The following is an 18,100-nucleotide window of genomic DNA, read 5'->3' as shown; positions in this document are numbered from 1 at the left end:
AGATGAAGTTCGAAGGCACCCAGGCCTACGTTGCCACCGATGACCTGAAACTGGCCGTCAACGCCGCCATCACATTGGAGCGGCCACTGCTGGTCAAGGGCGAACCGGGCACCGGCAAGACCATGCTCGCCGAGCAACTGGCCGAATCCTTTGGCGCCAAGCTGATCACCTGGCACATCAAGTCCACCACCAAGGCGCACCAGGGCCTGTACGAGTACGACGCGGTGAGCCGCCTGCGGGACTCGCAGCTGGGCGTGGACAAGGTGCACGACGTACGCAACTACCTGAAAAAGGGCAAGCTCTGGGAAGCCTTCGAGTCCGAGGAGCGGGTCATCCTGCTGATCGACGAAATCGACAAGGCCGACATCGAGTTCCCCAACGACCTGCTGCAAGAACTCGACAAGATGGAGTTCTACGTCTACGAAATCGACGAGACCATCAAGGCCAAGAAGCGCCCGATCATCATCATTACCTCCAACAACGAAAAAGAGCTGCCGGACGCGTTCCTGCGCCGCTGCTTCTTCCACTACATCGCCTTCCCGGACCGCACCACCCTGCAAAAGATCGTCGACGTACACTACCCGAACATCAAGAAAGACCTGGTCAGCGAAGCCCTCGACGTATTCTTTGACGTGCGCAAAGTACCGGGCCTGAAGAAAAAACCGTCCACCTCCGAACTGGTGGACTGGCTGAAACTGCTGATGGCCGACAACATCGGCGAAGCGGTACTGCGCGAGCGCGACCCCACCAAGGCCATCCCGCCCCTGGCCGGTGCCCTGGTGAAGAACGAGCAGGACGTGCAGTTGCTGGAACGCCTGGCGTTCATGAGCCGTCGCGGTAACCGATAAGGGCGATTGCCATGCTGCTCAACCTGTTCAATGAAATGCGTGCAGCCAAGGTGCCGGTGTCGGTGCGTGAGCTGCTGGACCTGATCAACGCGCTGAAACAGCGCGTTACCTTCGCCGACATGGACGAGTTCTACTACCTGGCCCGGGCGATCCTGGTAAAGGACGAACGGCATTTCGACAAGTTCGACCGGGCCTTCGGCGCCTACTTCAATGGCCTGGAAAAACTCGATGATCACCTGCAGGCGCTGATCCCCGAAGACTGGCTGCGCAAGGAATTCGAACGCTCGCTGACCGACGAAGAGCGCGCACAGATCCAGTCCCTCGGCGGCCTCGACAAGCTCATCGAAGAATTCAAGAAACGTCTGGAAGAACAGAAGGAACGCCACGCCGGCGGCAACAAGTGGATCGGCACCGGCGGTACCAGCCCCTTCGGCTCCGGCGGCTTCAACCCCGAAGGCATACGCGTGGGGGATGCCGGCAAGCGCCAGGGCAAGGCGGTCAAGGTCTGGGACCAGCGCGAGTACAAGAACCTCGATGATTCGGTGGAACTGGGCACGCGCAACATCAAGATCGCCCTGCGCCGCCTGCGCAAGTTCGCACGCCAGGGTGCGGCGGAAGAGCTCGACATTGACGGCACCATCGACCATACGGCCCGCGATGCCGGGTTGCTGAATATCCAGATGCGCCCGGAGCGGCGCAACACCATCAAGCTGTTGCTGCTGTTCGATATCGGCGGCTCGATGGATGCCCATGTGAAGACTTGCGAAGAGTTGTTCTCGGCGTGCAAGACCGAGTTCAAGCACCTGGAGTATTTCTACTTCCACAATTTCATTTATGAATCGGTGTGGAAGAACAACATGCGCCGGGGCTCGGAACGCACCTCGACCCAGGATTTGCTGCACAAGTACGGCGCCGACTACAAAGTGATCTTTATCGGCGATGCGGCCATGGCGCCGTATGAAATCACCCAGGCCGGCGGCAGCGTCGAGCACTGGAATGAAGAGCCCGGGTATGTGTGGATGCAGCGGTTCATGGAGAAGTACAAGAAGCTGATCTGGATTAATCCGTACCCGAAAGATACCTGGGGCTATACGGCGTCCACCGGGATTGTGCGGGATTTGATCGAAGACCAGATGTTTCCGTTGACGTTGCGCGGGCTTGAGGAAGGGATGCGCTTTTTGTCGAAGTAAGTTGTTTCCCAGACAACCACGATCAAATGTGGGAGCGGGCTTGCTCGCGAAAGCGCAGTGTCAGTCACCGAATATATTGGCTGATACACCGCCTTCGCGAGCAAGCCCGCTCCCACATTTTGTCCTGCGGCGGTCTTTAGTTTCTGGCAAGGTACTGCAAATACTCCACTTGCTGGCGATGCGCCGTCTCCTGCACCACCGGCGCCAACCTCACCTTCTCCCCCGGCAAGCACTGCGTCAGCCGCGCCAACGCCAATGGCGTCAACGCGCCCAATCGTGGGTAGCCGCCAATGGTCTGCCGGTCATTGAGCAACACAATCGGCTGCCCGTCCGGCGGCACCTGGATCGCCCCCAGCGGGATGCCTTCCGAGATCAGCGACGGCCCCTGATATTCCAGCGGCGTACCCAGCAAGCGCATGCCCATGCGGTCGGCACGGCTGTCGAGGATCCACTCGCTGTTGAACACATCAAACAGACTCTGCCCGCCAAACTGACCGATCTGCGCCCCGAGGATCACCTCCAGTGGCGCCTTGGAATCCAGCTTCGGCAATTGCCCGGCGGACAACACCTGCATCGCACCGCCCACGCCCGAATAGGTCAATTGCGCACCTTCGGCCAGTGACCGGCCAAAGCCATCCAGCCCGCCCAGTTCTTCACGTCCCACCGTGGCGCAGCTGCCCAGCACCTGCGGCGCATCAAACCCGCCCGGCGCTGCCAGGTAAGCCCGCGCACCGCTGAAAGGCTGGGTAAAACGCAAGCGCTGGCCCTTTTGCAGAATAAAGCTGCGCCCCGGGCTGATCGCGCGCTCGTCGACATACGCGCCCAAGTCCGCCCCGGCCAGCGCCAGCAGGCAATAGGCCTCGGCCTGCACGGTGAAGCCACCCAAGGTGATTTCCACCACCGGCGCATCCAGGGCATTGCCCAGCAACCAATTGGCCCACGACATCGACACCCAATCCAGCGCGCCGCCCTGGGTCACGCCCAAATGCCTGACGCCAAAACGTCCGGCGTCCTGCAACAGGCACAGCGGCGTGCTGGCCTCGATCAGCAAGCGGCTCATGCCTGCGCCTCCAACGGCGTGTCATCGCCACCCAGGTTGATGAATTCGCGATGGCTGACCGCTTCGTAACGCACGGTGTCCCCCGGCTGCATCAGGCTGTAGCCGTCGCGTTCGCGGTCAAACAACTTGGCCGGTGTGCGGCCGATCAGGTTCCAGCCGCCTGGCGAGACCACCGGATAAGCCGCCGTCTGCCGCTCGGCGATGCCCACGCTGCCCGCCGCCACCCGCTTGCGCGGGGTGTTGAGCCGCGGTGTCGCGAGCTGTTCATCCACCAGCCCCATAAAGGCAAACCCCGGGGCGAAGCCCAAGGCGAATACCTGGTACTCATGCTGGCTGTGACGGCGAATCACCTCCTCCACTGCCAGGCCACTGCGCTGCGCCAGCAACGCCAACTCCGGGCCGACACTCAGGTCATACCAGACCGGCAACACATGGCATCGCCCGCTGCCCTTGGGTTCGGGCTGCAATTCCTTGAGCGCCTGGTCGATCAACGCCCGTGCCTGGCCAGGGTCCAGCGCCAGCAGGTCGTAGTGCACCATCAGGGTCGTGTAGGACGGCACCAGGTCCACCAGCGCCGGGCCAAAACCTTCGCGCAAACGGCGGGTGGCGGCGAGCATCCAGGGCATGTTGTCTTCGGCGATCACCTCAAACAGGCGCACCATCAGGCAGTCGATGGCCACCACTTCAATCCGTGGCTTCATGCTGGGGTCAACGCCTCGCGGATGCGCTGCACGGCAGCCACTGAGCTGGCGTTATCGCCATGCACGCACAAGGTATTGGCTTGCAGGTGCAACGGACTGCCATCACTGGCGACCAACTGTTCTCCCCGGGCGATGATCAAGGCCTGCTGGATGATCTTTTCCGGGTCATGATGCACCGCGCCCGGCAACTGGCGGGAGACCAGATGGCCGGCGCTGTCGTAGGCACGGTCGGCAAAGGCTTCGAACCACAGGGTCACTCCATATTCCTCACCCAGGGCCTGGGCGGCGCTGTTGTCACGGGTGGCCATCAGCATCAATGGCAGGCTGGCGTCGTAGGCCGCCACGGCCTGGATCACCGCTCGCAATTGCGCAGGCTTGGCCATCATGTCGTTGTACATCGCGCCATGGGGTTTGACGTAGCTGACCCGCCCGCCCTGGGCCCGGCAAATACCGTCGAGGGCGCCGACCTGGTAGTGCAACAGGTCCTGGATTTCCTGCGGGGTGTAGGCCATGGAGCGGCGGCCGAAACCCTGCAGGTCCTGGTACGCCGGGTGCGCGCCCACCTGAACGCCATGCTCGAAGGCCAGGCTGACGGTCTTGCGCATGATGCTCGGGTCGCCGGCGTGGAAACCGCAGGCTACGTTGGCGCAATCAATGAACGGCATGACTTCGGCGTCCAGACCCAAGGTCCAGTTGCCAAAGCTTTCGCCGATGTCGCAGTTCAATAGCAGGCGGCTCACGGTAGGGCTCCTGTAGGCTTTATTTTTTTGTAGTGTGGGATCTTTTACCAAGATCTCGCAACGATGTTGTCCCGAGCCCCAACGACGCTTATCGTGAGACAGCTCGATTTTTGGCGGTTGCGGCACGCTGCGTCCAACTAATAAAAAACAATCCATGCATAAGAAAAGTTGATCCCATGAATTTGAAGTTCCTCGAAACCTTCGTCTGGGTGGCCAAGCTCAAGAGCTTTCGCCTCACGGCAGAGAAGCTGTTCACCACCCAGGCCTCGATCTCCAGCCGCATCGCCGTGCTGGAAAGCGAGTTGGGGGTAAAGCTGTTCCTGCGCGATTCCCGAGGTGTGAGCCTGACGCCGGAAGGCTTGAAGGTGCTCGATTATGCCGAGCAGATGATGGCGACCATGCAAGGGCTCAAGCAGTCCCTGGAAACCACCAGCAGCAAGGTCGGGCGTATCCGCATCGGAGTGATGGACACGGTGATCCACACCTGGCTGAGCGCGCTGGTGGCAGAACTGACGGACAACTTTCCGCGGGTAGAAATCGAGTTGGTCGCCGATACCGCGCTGAACCTCAGCGATCAGTTGCAAAAAGGCTTTCTCGACCTGATCCTGCAAACCGACCTGCTGCGCCAGGAAACCTTGCGCAGCCTGGAACTGGCCAGCCACCCCATGGGCTGGATCGTCGCCAGCCACTCGATCTACAACCGCGACTACGCGTCCCTCGCCGAACTGGCCCAGGAGCGCATCATCACCTACTCGAAAAACTCCTGTCCGCACCAGGACGTGCTCAGCCTGATGCAGGCTAACGGCGTATCCGCCCCACGGATGAACTGTGTGAACTCGGTGTCAGCGATCACCCGCCTGCTGCGGGACGGGTTCGGGATTGGTGCGTTCCCGCCCGTATTGGTCAGTGAAGAGCTGGCACGAGGTGAGTTGACCATGCTGCCCATGGAACAACGGCCGCCGAACCTGCAGGTGGTGGTGTCGTGGCGAGTGGGCGTGGAGTTGGTGGAGGAGATTGTGGCGCTGTGCCAGAGCGTGGTGCAGCAGTATGCGCAGAAGGTGGGCGAGGACTTGATGGTGTTGAGCAAACCCATGCCACTGAAGGAACCGATTTAAAACTGTGGGAGCGGGCTTGCGCGCGAATGCGGTGTGCCAGCCAACCCCTATGTCACTGACGCACCGCATTCGCGAGCAAGCCCGCTCCCACAATTTGACCGCGTCAGCCTTTAAAGCCCCTTGAGGTCCCGCTCTTCAATCGGTCGGCTCTGGCGCAGGCGCTTGCCGCCCAACACCACCCAGTCGATCAGGCGGAACAGGCACTCGATGCCGAACGACAACAGCATCGCCCCGCCCAGGCCCCAGCCCATGGCTTCCGGGGTCAGCAACAGCATGTAGCTGTAGCCGTTCCAGGTTTCCTGGCGAATCGCCGGGTCGGCGGCCACCGCCACTTGCAGCGCGCGGATGTACCACGGGCCCTGCATCGCCTGGAACTGCTTATCCAGCGCTACCTGGCGGTCGAGCAAGGTGCCCAGGCTGTTGGCATCGCTGCGAAACACCGGGTCGTCACTGGCACGGTAATGGGCCACCAGCGCCTGCAAGTCACCGTTGAAGAACTGTTGCGCCGTGGCATCGAAGCCGCGCAAGCCGGTCTGGGCTTCGATCAAGTGGGCTTCGACGCGCTTGGCGTAGTCGCTGATAAACCCCGGCACCTGCACACCGACCAACAGACCCACGGCAAACAACACCAGTCGCAAATAGCTGAGCAACATATTCGACGTCCTTATTCCGTTTTACCTTGGCTGACACATTCGCCGCGTCGCCACAGGCTCCACTGGCCCGGTTCGTAGCGGGTCCAGGTCTCGTTTTCGGTCAGGGGTTCGGTGGCAATTACCGTCACCACGTCATTGGGGGTGGTTTCGGCCTGAAAATCGACGATCACGTCGACATCTTTCAACCGTGCGGGGCCAAATGGCGCACGCCGGGTGATCTGTGCCAGCTTGGTCGAGCAATAGCAGAACAGCCAGTCACCGTCGCTGAGCAGGCAGTTGAACACGCCCTTGCTGCGGTATTCGCTGCAGGCGGCGATCAGGTCCGGCAGCACCTGTTCGATGTCCACCGGTTCCGGGAACGCTTCACGGACTCGGTTGAGCAAATCGCAGAACGCCGCTTCGCTGTCGGTATCGCCCACCGGGCGGTAGAACGTGGCGCGGGGGTTGAAGTCCGCCAGTTGACCGTTATGCGCAAAGCACCAGTTGCGGCCCCACAGTTCACGGACGAACGGATGGGTATTGGACAGGCACACCTTGCCCACATTGGCCTGGCGGATATGGCCAATCACCACTTCACTCTTGATGGGATAACGCTGCACCAGCAGCGCGACTTCCGATTCGCTGCTGGCCGCCGGGTCCTGGAACAACCGCAGGCCACGGCCCTCGTAGAAGGCGATGCCCCAACCGTCGCGGTGGGGCCCGGTACGTCCGCCGCGCTGCATCAGCCCGGTGAAGCTGAAGACGATATCGGTCGGTACGTTGGCACTCATGCCCAATAATTCACACATGCCAGGCTTCTCGATACAGGGCGTACAACGTTAAAGGCGCGGTTCGACCCGCATACCGCTGACAGGTGCCGGGCGACCGTAACGCTCATCGGCGAAGGGTTCGTCGTCATCCTCCGGCTCGGCAGCAGCGGCTGCCGCAGCGGCGGCCTTCTGCTCACGACGAACCCTGGCGGCACGCTCGATGGGCCAGCGGATCAGCACGAACACCAGGTACACGCCGAACGCGATCATGCAATACATGAACAGATCGGAAATCGCCCGCCAGGCGTTGTTGCCGACCTTGAGCACCAGGTCCAGGGCGGTGATGGCCACGGCCGGGGCGAACTGGGTCTTCACCGGGTCGACGATGGTCGGGCTGAACAGCAGCACCGCCACCAGCAACCGCAGTGGCTCGCGCAGCCAGCGCCACATCCAGCGGGTCATGGCAAACCACACCAACAGGCAACCCAGGGCTGCGAAGGCGTAGAGGCCCCAAGCGATCAGATAGTCGTTCTCGGTCATGGTGTCCATGGCAAGGTAGGCAAACAGGCCGCTATGATAACGGCTTTTCAGTGCCGAGGCTGCAATGCCGTCGGCCAACCGCCAGACAGAGAGTGATCCATGCCCCCATCGACCCACATCACTGCCGCCCCGATCGCCCGCAAGGCCCCAGGCACCGACCCGTATGCCTGGCTGCAAGCGCGTGACAGCGCCGAGGTGCTCGATTACCTCAAGGCGGAAAATGCCTGGCAAGAAGCACAATTGTCCGACCAGCAGGCGCTGCGCGAGACCCTGTTCGAGGAGATCAAGGGCCGCATTCTCGAAACCGACCTGTCCCTGCCCTCGCCCTGGGGCCCGTACCTGTATTACACCCGCACCACCGCCGGCGACGAATACGCCCGCCACTACCGCTGCCCGCGCCCGGCGGACGACAGCCAACAGGTCGACGAAAGCGCGGAAGAGCTGCTGCTGGACCCGAACGTACTGGCCAATGGCGGCTTTTTCTCCCTCGGCGCCTTCAGCATCAGCCCGGACCACCAGCGCCTGGCCTACAGCCTGGATACCAGCGGCGAAGAGATCTACACCCTCTACGTGAAGGAATTGGCCACCGGCAAGGTCAGCGAACTGGAGTTTGAAGACTGCGATGGCAGCATGACCTGGGCCAACGACAGCCTGACCCTGTTCTTCACCGAACTGGACGACACCCATCGCCCGCACAAGCTGTATCGCTATCGCCTGGACGGCACTGCCGCCGAAGAAGTGTTCCACGAGCCTGACGGACGTTTCTTCCTGCACTGCTACCGCTCCAGCTCCGAGCGTCAGTTGCTGCTGGCCCTGGGCAGCAAGACCACCAGCGAGATCTGGGCCCTGGACGCCGAAAAGCCGCAGCAGGCGTTTACCTGCATGGCGCCACGGGTCGAAGGCCATGAATATGACGTCGACCACGGCAAGCTGGACGACCAGTGGACCTGGTTTATCCGCAGCAACCGTGACGGCATCAACTTTGCGCTGTTCCAGGCGGCCGACACCGGCAGTGTGCCGACCCAGGACGACTGGCTGAACCTGATCCCCCACGACGACGCGGTAATGCTCGATGGCGTAAGCCTCAATGCCCGGGCCATGACCCTGAGCCTGCGGATCGGCGGCCTGCCGATCATCGAAGTGCACCCACAGGGGCAAGCCGCTTATCGCGTGGAGTTACCGGACGCGGCCTACAGCCTCTATGTGCAAAACAGCCTGGAATTTGCCAGCGACAAGATCCGCCTGCGCTATGAGGCGCTGAACCGCCCGGCCCAGGTTCGTCAGCTGGAACTGGCCGGCGGCGCACAACAAGTGCTCAAGGAAACCCCGGTGCTGGGCGTGTTCAACGCCGACGACTACGTCAGCCAACGCCTGTGGGCAACGTCGGCCGATGGCACTCAGGTGCCGATCAGTCTTGTCGTCCGACGCGATCAGTTGGGTAAGCCGACGCCCCTGTATCTGTACGGCTACGGCGCCTACGGCCACAGCCTCGACCCGTGGTTCTCCCACGCCCGCCTGAGCCTGCTGGACCGTGGCGTGGCCTTCGCCATTGCCCATGTACGCGGCGGCGGCGAACTGGGTGAGGCCTGGTATCGCGGCGGCAAGCAGGAGCACAAGCAAAACACCTTCAGCGACTTTATCGCCTGCGCCGAACACTTGATCGCCCAGGGCCTGACCACCTCCAAGCAACTGGCCATCAGCGGCGGCAGCGCCGGCGGCCTGTTGATCGGCGCGGTGCTCAATCAACGCCCGGAGCTGTTCCAGGCGGCGATTGCCGAAGTGCCGTTCGTCGATGTGCTCAACACCATGCTCGACCCCGAGTTGCCGCTGACCATCACCGAGTACGACGAATGGGGCAACCCGCAGGAGCCCGAGGTGTATGAGCGGATCAAGGCGTACGCACCGTACGAAAACGTCAGCGCCCAGGCCTATCCGGCCACGCTGGTGATCGCCGGCTACAACGACAGCCGCGTGCAGTATTGGGAAGCGGCGAAGTGGGTGGCCAAGCTGCGCGACACCAGGACCGACGACAACCTGTTGCTGCTCAAGACCGAGCTGGGCGCCGGCCACGGCGGCATGAGTGGTCGTTACCAGGGATTACGTGACGTAGCACTCGAATATGCATTTGTTTTCAAGGCGCTGGGGCTGATTTAAGGAACTCCGCCTGGCGGGCCGGTCTGAACACTTGACCGCCGGGCGCGCCCTGCACGATTTATGGACAAAGACTGTAAGCCTCATGCCAGAACCGACCTTACTCAATAACGAAATCCGCGACATGCTGATGGATTGCGGCCTGTTCGACCCGTTGCTGCCGGAAGACTTCCACGTAGCGGCGGGCTATTTCAACATCAGCAGCATCGCCCGCGATGAGGTGATTTTCCTCGAGGGCGACGCGGGCACCTTCATGTGCATCATTCACTCAGGCCAGGTGGCGGTGCAGAAGACCAACCATGCAGGCCAGCGCCTGACTATCGCCACCTTGCGCAGCGGGCGGACCTTTGGCGAGATGGCTGTGCTGGACGGCGAGCGCCGCTCCGCCAGCTGTGTGGCGGCCAGCGATTGCGTGCTGTTGAACCTGGGCAAGGATTCCCTGGAAAAGATGCTCAACGATGCACCGAAAATCGCGGCCAAGATCATTCGTGCGATTGCTATCGCCCTGTCCAGGCGCCTGCGCATGGCGGACGGGCAATTGCTGTCCCAGCAGTTTTAGCCGCCTGGGGTCTTGGGCTTGATGTCGTTTTGCTGCAAGCCGGGGATCGTCTGGTCCTTCGGCGGCGCGGGCAGCACGATCGGCGCCAACAATGGCTCACCGCTGCCGGCCGCCTTTGGCGTTGCCGGTGGCGTGACTTGCGGGTAAGGCGTGGGCGTTGCAGTACCCGGTGAACCCGCCGTGGGCGCGGGGGTAATCGGCACGGTTTGCGACTCCTGAGCCTGGGCCACACCGCCAAGGGCGAGCGCGCTCCACACAATGACCGTTAGAATGCTGCACTTCATCGATGGCTCCATGGCCTGACCGTAAAGTCGTAAGGCTACTCCCAACCGCGCAAGAATGCCCTTCCCAATGAGATTTCCATGAAACGTTTCGTTCTGCTGGACACCACTCCGATCCCCGATAACGGCGGTGCCTTGTGCCTGTTCGAATACGGTGAGGACTTTGTCATCAAGATTCAGGGCGGTGACGGTGGCCAGTTGATGAACACGCGCATGCACGGTTCCGAGGATGCGCTGGCGGAGATTCCGTGCCGCAAAGTCGCCGGTCGGCCCGGCTCCAGGGTGTTGATTGGCGGCCTGGGCATGGGTTTTACCCTGGCGGCAGCGCTCAAGCATTTGGGCAAGACTGCCGAAGTGGTGGTTGCCGAGCTGGTGCCCGGCGTGGTCGAGTGGAATCGCGGGCCCCTGGGGGAAAAGTCCGGCCGCCCGCTGCTGGACCCGCGCACCGTGATCCGTATGGAAGACGTGGCCAAGGTGCTGCAGGCCGAGCCCCAGGGGTTTGACGCGATCATGCTGGACGTCGACAACGGCCCCGAAGGCCTGACGCAAAAAGCCAACAGCTGGCTGTATTCCGCCGGTGGCCTAAGCGCCTGCGCCAAGGCGCTACGGCCCAAGGGCGTGCTGGCGGTATGGTCGGCCAGCGCCGACAAGCAGTTCAGCGACAAACTGCGCAAGGCCGGCTTCAAGGCCGAGGAAGTGCAAGTGTTTGCCCATGGCAACAAGGGCACGCGGCATACCATCTGGATTGCCGAGAAACTCAAGGGCTGAAACAGCCGCCTGAATTCACTGCGCGGGTCGTAGGTCAGATCGACCGGCGCAGTCGATTCAAATGCCTCAAGCCTTCCAGCACCAACACCACCACCGCCAGCCAGATCGGCAGGTAGGTCATCCATTGGCCCGGTTTGAGAGCGTCTCCCAGCATCAGCGACACGGCCACCAGCAGCACCGGTTCCGCGTAACTGAGCAAACCGAACAGGCTGAACGGCAACAGCCGGCTGGCCAGGATGTAGGAATAACCCGCCGCCGCGCTGACCAACCCCATGAGTGGCACCAGCCAATAGAGCGCCGGGCGCTGCGCCAGGGTCTCGTTGATGGGCTCACTACCGAGGACGAACCACAGCGCGACCGGAATCATCAGCATCATGTCCAGCCACAGCCCGCCGAGGTTGTCGGTGCCACAACGCCTGCGCAGCACGAAATACAGCGGATAACCGACGCACACCACCAGGGTGGTCCAGGAGAACCCGCCCGTGCGATACAGCTCGTTGGCCACGCCCACCGCCGCCAGCGCAGCGGCAATTTTTTGCAGATGGGAAAGGCGTTCGCCGTAAACGATGCGCCCGGTGATGACCATGGTCAGCGGTAACAGGAAATAGCCCAGCGACACATCCAGGCCGTGGCCATTGAGGGGCGCCCACATGAAGATCCACAACTGCACACCCACCAGGGCACTGGTGAGCACGACACAGGGCAGCAACGCGGGTTTCTCCCGCAGACGCTTGTAGATCAACGGCACCCACTTCCAATCCCCGGACAGGCACAGCAGCAACGTCATGAAGGGCAAGGAGATGAGCATTCGCCAGCCAAATATCTGCTGGCCATTCAAGGGTTCAAGAAGGGAGGTAAAGAAATACAGCACACCAAACAGGAAGGAAGCGGAAACCGCCAGAACAACGCCTTTAGACACAACAGCCTCTACAAAAAATTGCATGCATTCAATTGAAGCAGGCCGTTGCATTCACGCAGTGTGAATGTCAGTGAGATGAACATCAGAAGTTTATTAACGGGCACCATAAACTTACAACTTGCACAGGACACCTATCCCGAATCTTCAAGTTATAACAACAGGGTAACGCGTTGATTTTTTATTATTTGCACGACGATCATCAGACACTTCAACCACCCGACTTCGGTTATTGGAAGCAGTACGCTCTGGATGAGCGCTTCTGATTTGAAACGCCACAACGTCAACCACGGCGGTTGATATCGTGAAAGGAAAGCCCGGCTTGCGGGAAACTGACAGTCGCCAGGAAAGACCTGACGTATTGACTACCTGACGCCACCACAGAACACACTAACGGCAGTAGGCCAAGAGGCGCCACATTAAACAAACTGGCAAAGTTAGTCCAACACTTTATCACCCTGAAGCCAATTAAATGCCCCACGGCATTTAAATCGATATTTGCCGGATCTTTACTGTATATTAAGCCGTTATACGCCCGACAGAAACAGCACAAGGCCGCCCCTGCCGGTTCGTCACTTAGTTACTTCTACTGTCGATAACGTAGGGCACTTTCTTCTTGAACGTATCGTTCAGTTCTTTGCGGTCAAGTGACGTGAAGCCGCCCAACTGCCGGGCGCTGAAGCCGCTGTCCCCTACCGGTGCCTCGGGCGCCAGGCTGACCATGCGCTTGGCTACCGCCTCGATTGCCTTTTCATACCCGCCTTGCTTGTTCAGGTTGAACGCGCCGAGGTCAATCTGCGTGCGCAACCATCCTCCCCAGTAAAACTCCAGGAATTCCGGCACCACCTCACCAGAGGTCGGCTTGCCGTAGGACGCCTTGCGGGAGAAGTAAACCAGGCTGCGGAACATATCGTCGCCGAGGTCCTTGAAGCCCAGGTGTGCCGGAATGTGCTCAGGCGTGATGGTCTTGCCCTGGCCGTCCTTGAGCCAGACCTTGCGGCCCTGCTCCATGCGTTTCCAGAAAGTCGCCAGGTCGGGACTGTCGCTGAAGTTATCGGTGACCCGCACCCACATCTTCAGTTTGGCGCCGGCACCTGGCTGCTCCCACAAGGTACTGAACGAGTGGTGGCCGTCAGTGAGGTACAACTGGCCAGCGGGGCCGACCACCACGGTTTTCATGTCCGCCACGTGAGCGCCCACCGGGTCTTTGCAGGTGAAGCTGCCTGGCTTATGCAGATCGGCATCTTCAGGCACCTTGTCGACACCGCCCTGGCCGTTGGTTTCACAATATTCGTCGAACACTTTTTTGGGCGACTCGGCAAATACCCCCAGCTTGTAATGAATCTGATCAAAACCGATGACGGCCTGGGTCGGGTGGAGCTGCTCCAGCGCCACATTGATCACCTGGCCTGGCTGGGGCGTGGAAAACGCCTGGACCTGAACACTGACGGCGCACAACAGCAGCGCCCACAACCATGAATGCATCCGCATGAGTACCGCTCCTTATGATTCAGTTCGTCGATACTACAAACAATCCCCCTCACCGGTATGACCGCGCCTGAAAAAGCCGGAGGTTTATTAGCCCGCAAGCAGCTAGAATCAACGCTATCCGTGATCCACTAAAAGACAGGAGCCATGATGAGCTCGACCAACCCGCCCTCCCACACCGCCAAGCTGGACCGCATCCTCGCCGATGCCCAGCGCGACCGGGAAATGGGCTACCGCGACAAAGCCCTGAAGATGTACCCCCACGTGTGTGGCCGCTGCGCCCGTGAATTCGCCGGCAAGCGCCTGAGCGAACTGACCGTGCACCACCGCAACCACAACCATGACGACAACCCACAGGACGGCTCCAACTGGGAGTTGCTGTGCCTGTATTGCCACGACAACGAACACTCGCGTTATACCGACCAGCAGTATTTCGGCGAAGGCTCCACCAGCAGCCCGACGATCGCCAAGGCGACGCACAACCCGTTTGCGGCGTTGGCCGGGTTGATGAAGAAAGACGACTGAAGCGATGTAATGACCGACCTGCTGTGGGAGATGGCTCGCTGTGGAAGGAGGCTCGCAGTGGGAGAAGGCTTGTTGTGGCGAGGGAGCTTGCTCCCGCTGGGCTGCGTAGCGGCCCCACGTTTTTTGGGAGCGCTTCGCACTCCAGCGGGAGCAAGCTCCCTCGCCACAGCAAGCCCCTTTGCCATAGCAAGCTCCCTTGCCACAGTGTTGCAACACGTGCCGCTCAAACTGACCGCCTTTCGAGCAATCCCCGTATAATCGCGGTTTTTCTCGAAGGCACCCTCTCCCGTGGGCAATAAACGCTACAGCTGCATCGGTCTGTACAACCCCAAATCCCCCGAAAACGTCGGCTCGGTGATGCGCGCCGCCGGCTGCTACGGCGTGGCCTCGGTGTTCTACACCGGCAAGCGCTATGAGCGGGCCCGGGACTTTATTACCGACACCAAGAAGGTCCACCACGACATTCCGCTGATCGGTATCGACGACCTGAAAAAGATCCTGCCCCTGGGCTGCATCCCCGTCGCCGTCGAGCTGGTGGAAGGCGCCCGCCCTCTCCCCGAATACACCCATCCGGACCGTGCGCTGTATATCTTCGGCCCGGAAGACGGCTCCCTCGACAAAGAGATTCGCGACTGGTGTGAAGACGTGATCTACATCCCGACCACCGGTTGCATGAACCTCGCCGCCACCGTCAACGTGGTGCTTTACGACCGTCTGGCCAAGGGCAACAACACCCGTTCGGGCCCCAAATACTGATTTTTTGGGAACATCCGCGGCCTGTGTGCAGTCAGCTGCATATCAATCAGCCCTTGTTGGAGACAGATCATGAGCGACAGCAAAACCCTGCGACCCGTTATCCGGTCCACCCCGTTCGAGCCCCAACCCACGCAAAACGTCCAGGGCTGGGAACGCATCGGCTCCCTGGCTGGCGGTGTGGTGATGATGGGCAAAGGCCTGCGCCGTGGCGGCTTTTTCGGTTTGATCCAGGTGGCGATTGGCGGCGTAGCGCTGGCACGCGGGATCAGCGGGCATAGCTCGGCGAAAGAGTTGCTGGAGCGCAGCCGCCAGGAAATGAACAGCGTGCGAACCAAGATCGAACGCGCCGGTGAGGAACTGAAAAACCTCAAGACCAAGGCTGAAGTGGCGGCTGAAAACGCCAGCAAAACTGTGGGTTAACCCCGATCAAAAGTGGGAGCGGGCTTGCTCGCGAAAGCGGAGTGTCAGTCACTGACTGTGTTTCTGATACACCGCTTTCGCGAGCAAGCCCGCTCCCACCTTGGTTTCAGTGCAGCAGTTTGGTATCGAGTACTACCGACGACTCGCCAATAATGCTCTCCCCCAGCTGCACGAATTCCTTTGTGCTGATGCTGTTCAAGCGCATCACCGCCTGGGTCAAATCATCCAGCGAACGCTTGTTGTGGGTTTTCACACGAATCTCGCGGTCCAGCTCCTGCAACAACACCACCGCTCGTGAGACGGTCGCGCTATTGGCGTGCTCGACCCGCAGGGTGGTCACGTCCTTGCCTTCGTTGGCCAGCCGGGCCTGCAGGGCGGCATAACGATCGTCGCTGATCCCCCCTGCGCGGCGCATCAGCTCAATGGCGTAGTACTGCGCCAAGCCCTCGCTGATCCAGTCGCTGCCCTGGTGGTCGTTGAAGCGGCCGATAGCCTGCACCACTTCACGGATCAACGGGCTGCTGCCGTTCTCGCTGACCAACGGCGTACGGCTGTTGAGGTAGATCGAGTCCCGCGCCGAATACGCACCGCGCCGCATCGGGTCACTGGCGCCCACCACCAGCAATTTCGCCGGGTGCCGTGGGAATGCCGCTTGCACTTGCGGCCAGACAAACGTCAGCAAGGTCAGCACATCCATGCGATGCATGCCTTGCCCTTTGGGCGACGCCACGGTGATTTCGGTTTCCCCCAGGCGCATCCTGCGACTGCCCAGCGTACCCGCGAGCATCCAGCCGGTGGGCCGGTCAAACAGGCGGGAAACGTTATCGATGCGGAATTTGTTCTTGCCGATGCGCGGCCAGGACGTCTCGACGCTTTTCCAGCCGGCAGGCAGTTCAAACACCAGGCGCGACACCAGTTCAATGCCGTCCTGTTGATCCAGACGTGCAGTGGGCACCAGGTCTTCGCCGCGAAACAGCGCCCAACTCGGGGTCATCCGCGCTTCATAGACGCCTTTCTTGCGGGCGTGGGTGAGGCGTACACGGTAGGTCAGGCTGGCCTTGTCGGCACTCGGTTGCCACAGGCCGCGGCTGTCACCCGGGGTAATGCCCGGCAACACTTGCCACTGGCCATCGGCCTTGAAGTCGCTGTAGTCGCCGTCGCGGCCCAGGTCGAAGTTGAGGCTGCGCACCGCCGAGCCCTGGGACAGGCTCAGGCGCACTTCTGCCTGATCACTTTGGGGCAACAGCTTGACGTGATAGTCCAGGTCAACTTTCTTCGCCGCCCACGCCGGCGCACTCAATACCAACAACAGCAGGCTCGCCGCCAGCCTGGCTCCAACCGTCATACACACTCCTTCTCAGCCTGCTCGAAAAATCAGGTAATCCTCCCAGTCATCCTCGGGCACGCTGCCTTCGCTGAGCATGCGCCCGGACTGGGAAATGCGTTCCTGGTGCACAGCGTCGCGATCGCCGCAGACCAGGTGGTGCCACAGCGGCAAGTCCTTGCGCTCGCTGACCAGCCGGTAACCGCAGGTGGGCGGCAGCCATTTGAACTGGTCGGCCTGGCCCGGAGTGAGCTGGATGCAATCGGGCACCGAGGCGCGACGGTTGGGGTAATCGGTGCACTGGCAGGTTTTCAGGTCCAGCAGTTTGCAGGCGATGCGCGTGTAGTAGACGCTGTTGTCGTCTTCATCCTCGAGCTTTTGCAGGCAGCACAGGCCGCAGCCGTCGCACAACGACTCCCACTCATCCTGGTCGAGTTGTTCGAGGGTTTTGCGGATCCAGAAAGGTTCGACTTTGGCGGCCATGGCTCTACATCAATATCGGTATGTTAAAAGGCCGCCAGTCTAGTGCCCATGGCCCCCGGGGCCAAGCGCTTACGACTGTCGGTAGAACAAGACTTGTCAGCCACCCGGCGGCGAAGTAGTTTTGAACCCCGGTTTTTCATCAGGATCAGCCCAATGAGCAGCAACCCACGCGTCGCCGACTATCCGATCCACCCACAATTCACCGACCGCTGGTCGCCGCGCGCCTTCACCGGCGAAAGCATCCCGGTGGACACCCTGTTGAGCTTCTTCGAAGCCGCGCGCTGGTCACCTTCGGCCTACAACTCGCAGCCATGGCGTTTTCTCTATGCGCGCCGCGACACGCCGAACTGGGAACGTTTCCTGGGCCTGCTGAACGAATTCAACCGTGGCTGGGCACAGCATGCCTCGGCCCTGGTGATCGTCGCGTCGAAGACGACCTTTGCCGTGCCTGGTGCCACCGAAGAAACCCCGGCCCTGTGGCACACCTTTGACACCGGCTCGGCCTGGGGCCACCTGGCGCTGCAAGCCAGCCTCAGCGGCTGGCACACCCACGGCATGGCCGGTTTCGACCAGGAACTGACCCGCAAGGAACTGAAGATTCCTGAAGGTTACGCCCTGCACGCTGCGGTGGCGATTGGCAAGCTCGGCGACAAATCGACCCTGGCCGACTACCTGCAAGCCCGGGAAACCCCGAGCCCGCGTCGTCCATTGAACGAGCTGGTGTCCGAAGGCGACTTCAACCACCAGGACTGAACACGCTCTGGCAGTCGTTGACGGTCACGTCAAAACCCTGCTGCTGCGATCACAGCAGGGTACACCCGCCACAAGTGCAG

General features: G+C 61.1%; 21 protein-coding genes. 10 read left to right on the top strand and 11 right to left on the bottom strand.

The window, feature by feature from the left end; all coding sequences use genetic code 11:
* The first annotated feature begins 2 nt into the window (after positions 1-2).
* Positions 3-848 (top strand): MoxR family ATPase, encoded by an 846-nt coding sequence (locus HX821_RS13585; protein WP_112194072.1) that lies wholly within the window; start codon positions 3-5, stop codon positions 846-848.
* An 11-nt stretch (positions 849-859) separates the two neighbouring features.
* Positions 860-2,038: a VWA domain-containing protein gene (locus HX821_RS13580; protein ID WP_003210689.1), complete on the top strand. Its 1,179-nt coding sequence runs from the start codon at positions 860-862 to the stop codon at positions 2,036-2,038.
* 136 nt (positions 2,039-2,174) lie between these two features.
* On the opposite strand, the gene HX821_RS13575 is transcribed toward HX821_RS13580, so the two are convergent.
* The 3 genes from HX821_RS13575 to HX821_RS13565 are packed head-to-tail and all read right to left on the bottom strand — an operon-like array spanning position 2,175 to position 4,539.
* A complete protein-coding gene (locus HX821_RS13575) occupies positions 2,175-3,098 on the bottom strand; it encodes a biotin-dependent carboxyltransferase family protein (RefSeq protein ID WP_177035897.1) in 924 nt (307 codons plus the stop codon).
* On the bottom strand, positions 3,095-3,799 hold the full coding sequence (pxpB, locus tag HX821_RS13570; protein WP_003210687.1) for a 5-oxoprolinase subunit PxpB: 705 nt from the start codon (positions 3,797-3,799) through the stop codon (positions 3,095-3,097). The genes HX821_RS13575 and pxpB overlap by 4 nt, the downstream gene beginning before the upstream one ends.
* Positions 3,796-4,539 carry a 5-oxoprolinase subunit PxpA gene (locus tag HX821_RS13565; protein WP_008437944.1) on the bottom strand — a complete coding sequence of 248 codons (744 nt, stop codon included), beginning with the start codon at positions 4,537-4,539 and terminating at the stop codon, positions 3,796-3,798. Before HX821_RS13565 ends, pxpB begins: the two co-directional genes overlap by 4 nt.
* A gap of 176 nt (positions 4,540-4,715) precedes the next feature.
* On the opposite strand from HX821_RS13565, the gene HX821_RS13560 reads away from it, so the two are divergent.
* Positions 4,716-5,654 (top strand): LysR family transcriptional regulator, encoded by a 939-nt coding sequence (locus HX821_RS13560; RefSeq protein WP_008437943.1) that lies wholly within the window; start codon positions 4,716-4,718, stop codon positions 5,652-5,654.
* A 110-nt stretch (positions 5,655-5,764) separates the two neighbouring features.
* On the opposite strand, the gene HX821_RS13555 is transcribed toward HX821_RS13560, so the two are convergent.
* The 3 genes from HX821_RS13555 to HX821_RS13545 are packed head-to-tail and all read right to left on the bottom strand — an operon-like array spanning position 5,765 to position 7,674.
* Positions 5,765-6,307, bottom strand: coding sequence for a DUF2937 family protein (locus HX821_RS13555; protein ID WP_003210684.1), 543 nt, complete (start codon positions 6,305-6,307; stop codon positions 5,765-5,767).
* 11 nt (positions 6,308-6,318) lie between these two features.
* Complete coding sequence (locus tag HX821_RS13550; protein WP_003210683.1) at positions 6,319-7,095, bottom strand: class II glutamine amidotransferase; 777 nt, start codon at positions 7,093-7,095, stop codon at positions 6,319-6,321.
* Positions 7,096-7,125: 30 nt separating this feature from the next.
* Positions 7,126-7,674 carry a hypothetical protein gene (locus HX821_RS13545; RefSeq protein WP_003210682.1) on the bottom strand — a complete coding sequence of 183 codons (549 nt, stop codon included), beginning with the start codon at positions 7,672-7,674 and terminating at the stop codon, positions 7,126-7,128.
* 21 nt (positions 7,675-7,695) lie between these two features.
* On the opposite strand from HX821_RS13545, the gene HX821_RS13540 reads away from it, so the two are divergent.
* Together HX821_RS13540 and HX821_RS13535 are read left to right on the top strand one after the other, a co-directional pair.
* On the top strand, positions 7,696-9,750 hold the full coding sequence (locus HX821_RS13540; RefSeq protein WP_008437939.1) for a S9 family peptidase: 2,055 nt from the start codon (positions 7,696-7,698) through the stop codon (positions 9,748-9,750).
* Between the two features lie 82 nt (positions 9,751-9,832).
* Positions 9,833-10,306 carry a cyclic nucleotide-binding domain-containing protein gene (locus HX821_RS13535; RefSeq protein ID WP_003210680.1) on the top strand — a complete coding sequence of 158 codons (474 nt, stop codon included), beginning with the start codon at positions 9,833-9,835 and terminating at the stop codon, positions 10,304-10,306.
* On the opposite strand, the gene HX821_RS13530 is transcribed toward HX821_RS13535, so the two are convergent.
* Positions 10,303-10,590: a hypothetical protein gene (locus HX821_RS13530; protein WP_003210679.1), complete on the bottom strand. Its 288-nt coding sequence runs from the start codon at positions 10,588-10,590 to the stop codon at positions 10,303-10,305. The genes HX821_RS13535 and HX821_RS13530 overlap by 4 nt on opposite strands.
* Before the next feature lie 78 nt (positions 10,591-10,668).
* Between HX821_RS13530 and HX821_RS13525 the strand changes: the two genes are divergently transcribed.
* Entirely contained in the window at positions 10,669-11,355 is a 687-nt protein-coding gene (locus HX821_RS13525) for a spermidine synthase (protein WP_063032534.1), read from the top strand.
* 34 nt (positions 11,356-11,389) lie between these two features.
* Here the strand turns inward: HX821_RS13525 and rarD are convergent, their stop codons facing one another.
* Positions 11,390-12,274 (bottom strand): EamA family transporter RarD, encoded by an 885-nt coding sequence (gene rarD, locus HX821_RS13520; protein ID WP_023659097.1) that lies wholly within the window; start codon positions 12,272-12,274, stop codon positions 11,390-11,392.
* Between the two features lie 573 nt (positions 12,275-12,847).
* Positions 12,848-13,762: a ParB/Srx family N-terminal domain-containing protein gene (locus HX821_RS13515; RefSeq protein ID WP_177035896.1), complete on the bottom strand. Its 915-nt coding sequence runs from the start codon at positions 13,760-13,762 to the stop codon at positions 12,848-12,850.
* A 147-nt stretch (positions 13,763-13,909) separates the two neighbouring features.
* On the opposite strand from HX821_RS13515, the gene HX821_RS13510 reads away from it, so the two are divergent.
* The 3 genes from HX821_RS13510 (at position 13,910) to HX821_RS13500 (ending at position 15,460) form a co-directional block, all read left to right on the top strand.
* Positions 13,910-14,284 (top strand): YajD family HNH nuclease, encoded by a 375-nt coding sequence (locus tag HX821_RS13510; protein WP_003210675.1) that lies wholly within the window; start codon positions 13,910-13,912, stop codon positions 14,282-14,284.
* A 288-nt stretch (positions 14,285-14,572) separates the two neighbouring features.
* Positions 14,573-15,040, top strand: a complete 468-nt coding sequence (locus HX821_RS13505) for an RNA methyltransferase (protein WP_003210674.1) — start codon at positions 14,573-14,575, stop codon at positions 15,038-15,040.
* Between the two features lie 69 nt (positions 15,041-15,109).
* Entirely contained in the window at positions 15,110-15,460 is a 351-nt protein-coding gene (locus tag HX821_RS13500) for a DUF2892 domain-containing protein (RefSeq protein ID WP_003210673.1), read from the top strand.
* A gap of 106 nt (positions 15,461-15,566) precedes the next feature.
* Here the strand turns inward: HX821_RS13500 and HX821_RS13495 are convergent, their stop codons facing one another.
* Positions 15,567-16,805 (bottom strand): hypothetical protein, encoded by a 1,239-nt coding sequence (locus tag HX821_RS13495; RefSeq protein ID WP_177035895.1) that lies wholly within the window; start codon positions 16,803-16,805, stop codon positions 15,567-15,569.
* Between the two features lie 12 nt (positions 16,806-16,817).
* Complete coding sequence (locus HX821_RS13490; protein WP_003210671.1) at positions 16,818-17,267, bottom strand: YcgN family cysteine cluster protein; 450 nt, start codon at positions 17,265-17,267, stop codon at positions 16,818-16,820.
* Between the two features lie 153 nt (positions 17,268-17,420).
* Between HX821_RS13490 and HX821_RS13485 the strand changes: the two genes are divergently transcribed.
* Positions 17,421-18,020: a nitroreductase family protein gene (locus HX821_RS13485; RefSeq protein WP_008437924.1), complete on the top strand. Its 600-nt coding sequence runs from the start codon at positions 17,421-17,423 to the stop codon at positions 18,018-18,020.
* Positions 18,021-18,100: the final 80 nt, after the last annotated feature.

Source organism: Pseudomonas sp. B6001, assembly GCF_013386015.1.
In the GTDB taxonomy this organism is placed as follows: Bacteria; Pseudomonadota; Gammaproteobacteria; order Pseudomonadales; family Pseudomonadaceae; genus Aquipseudomonas.
The sequence above is the reverse complement of the archived record's forward strand: the minus strand, read 5'-3'. Positions and strand labels throughout refer to the sequence as shown.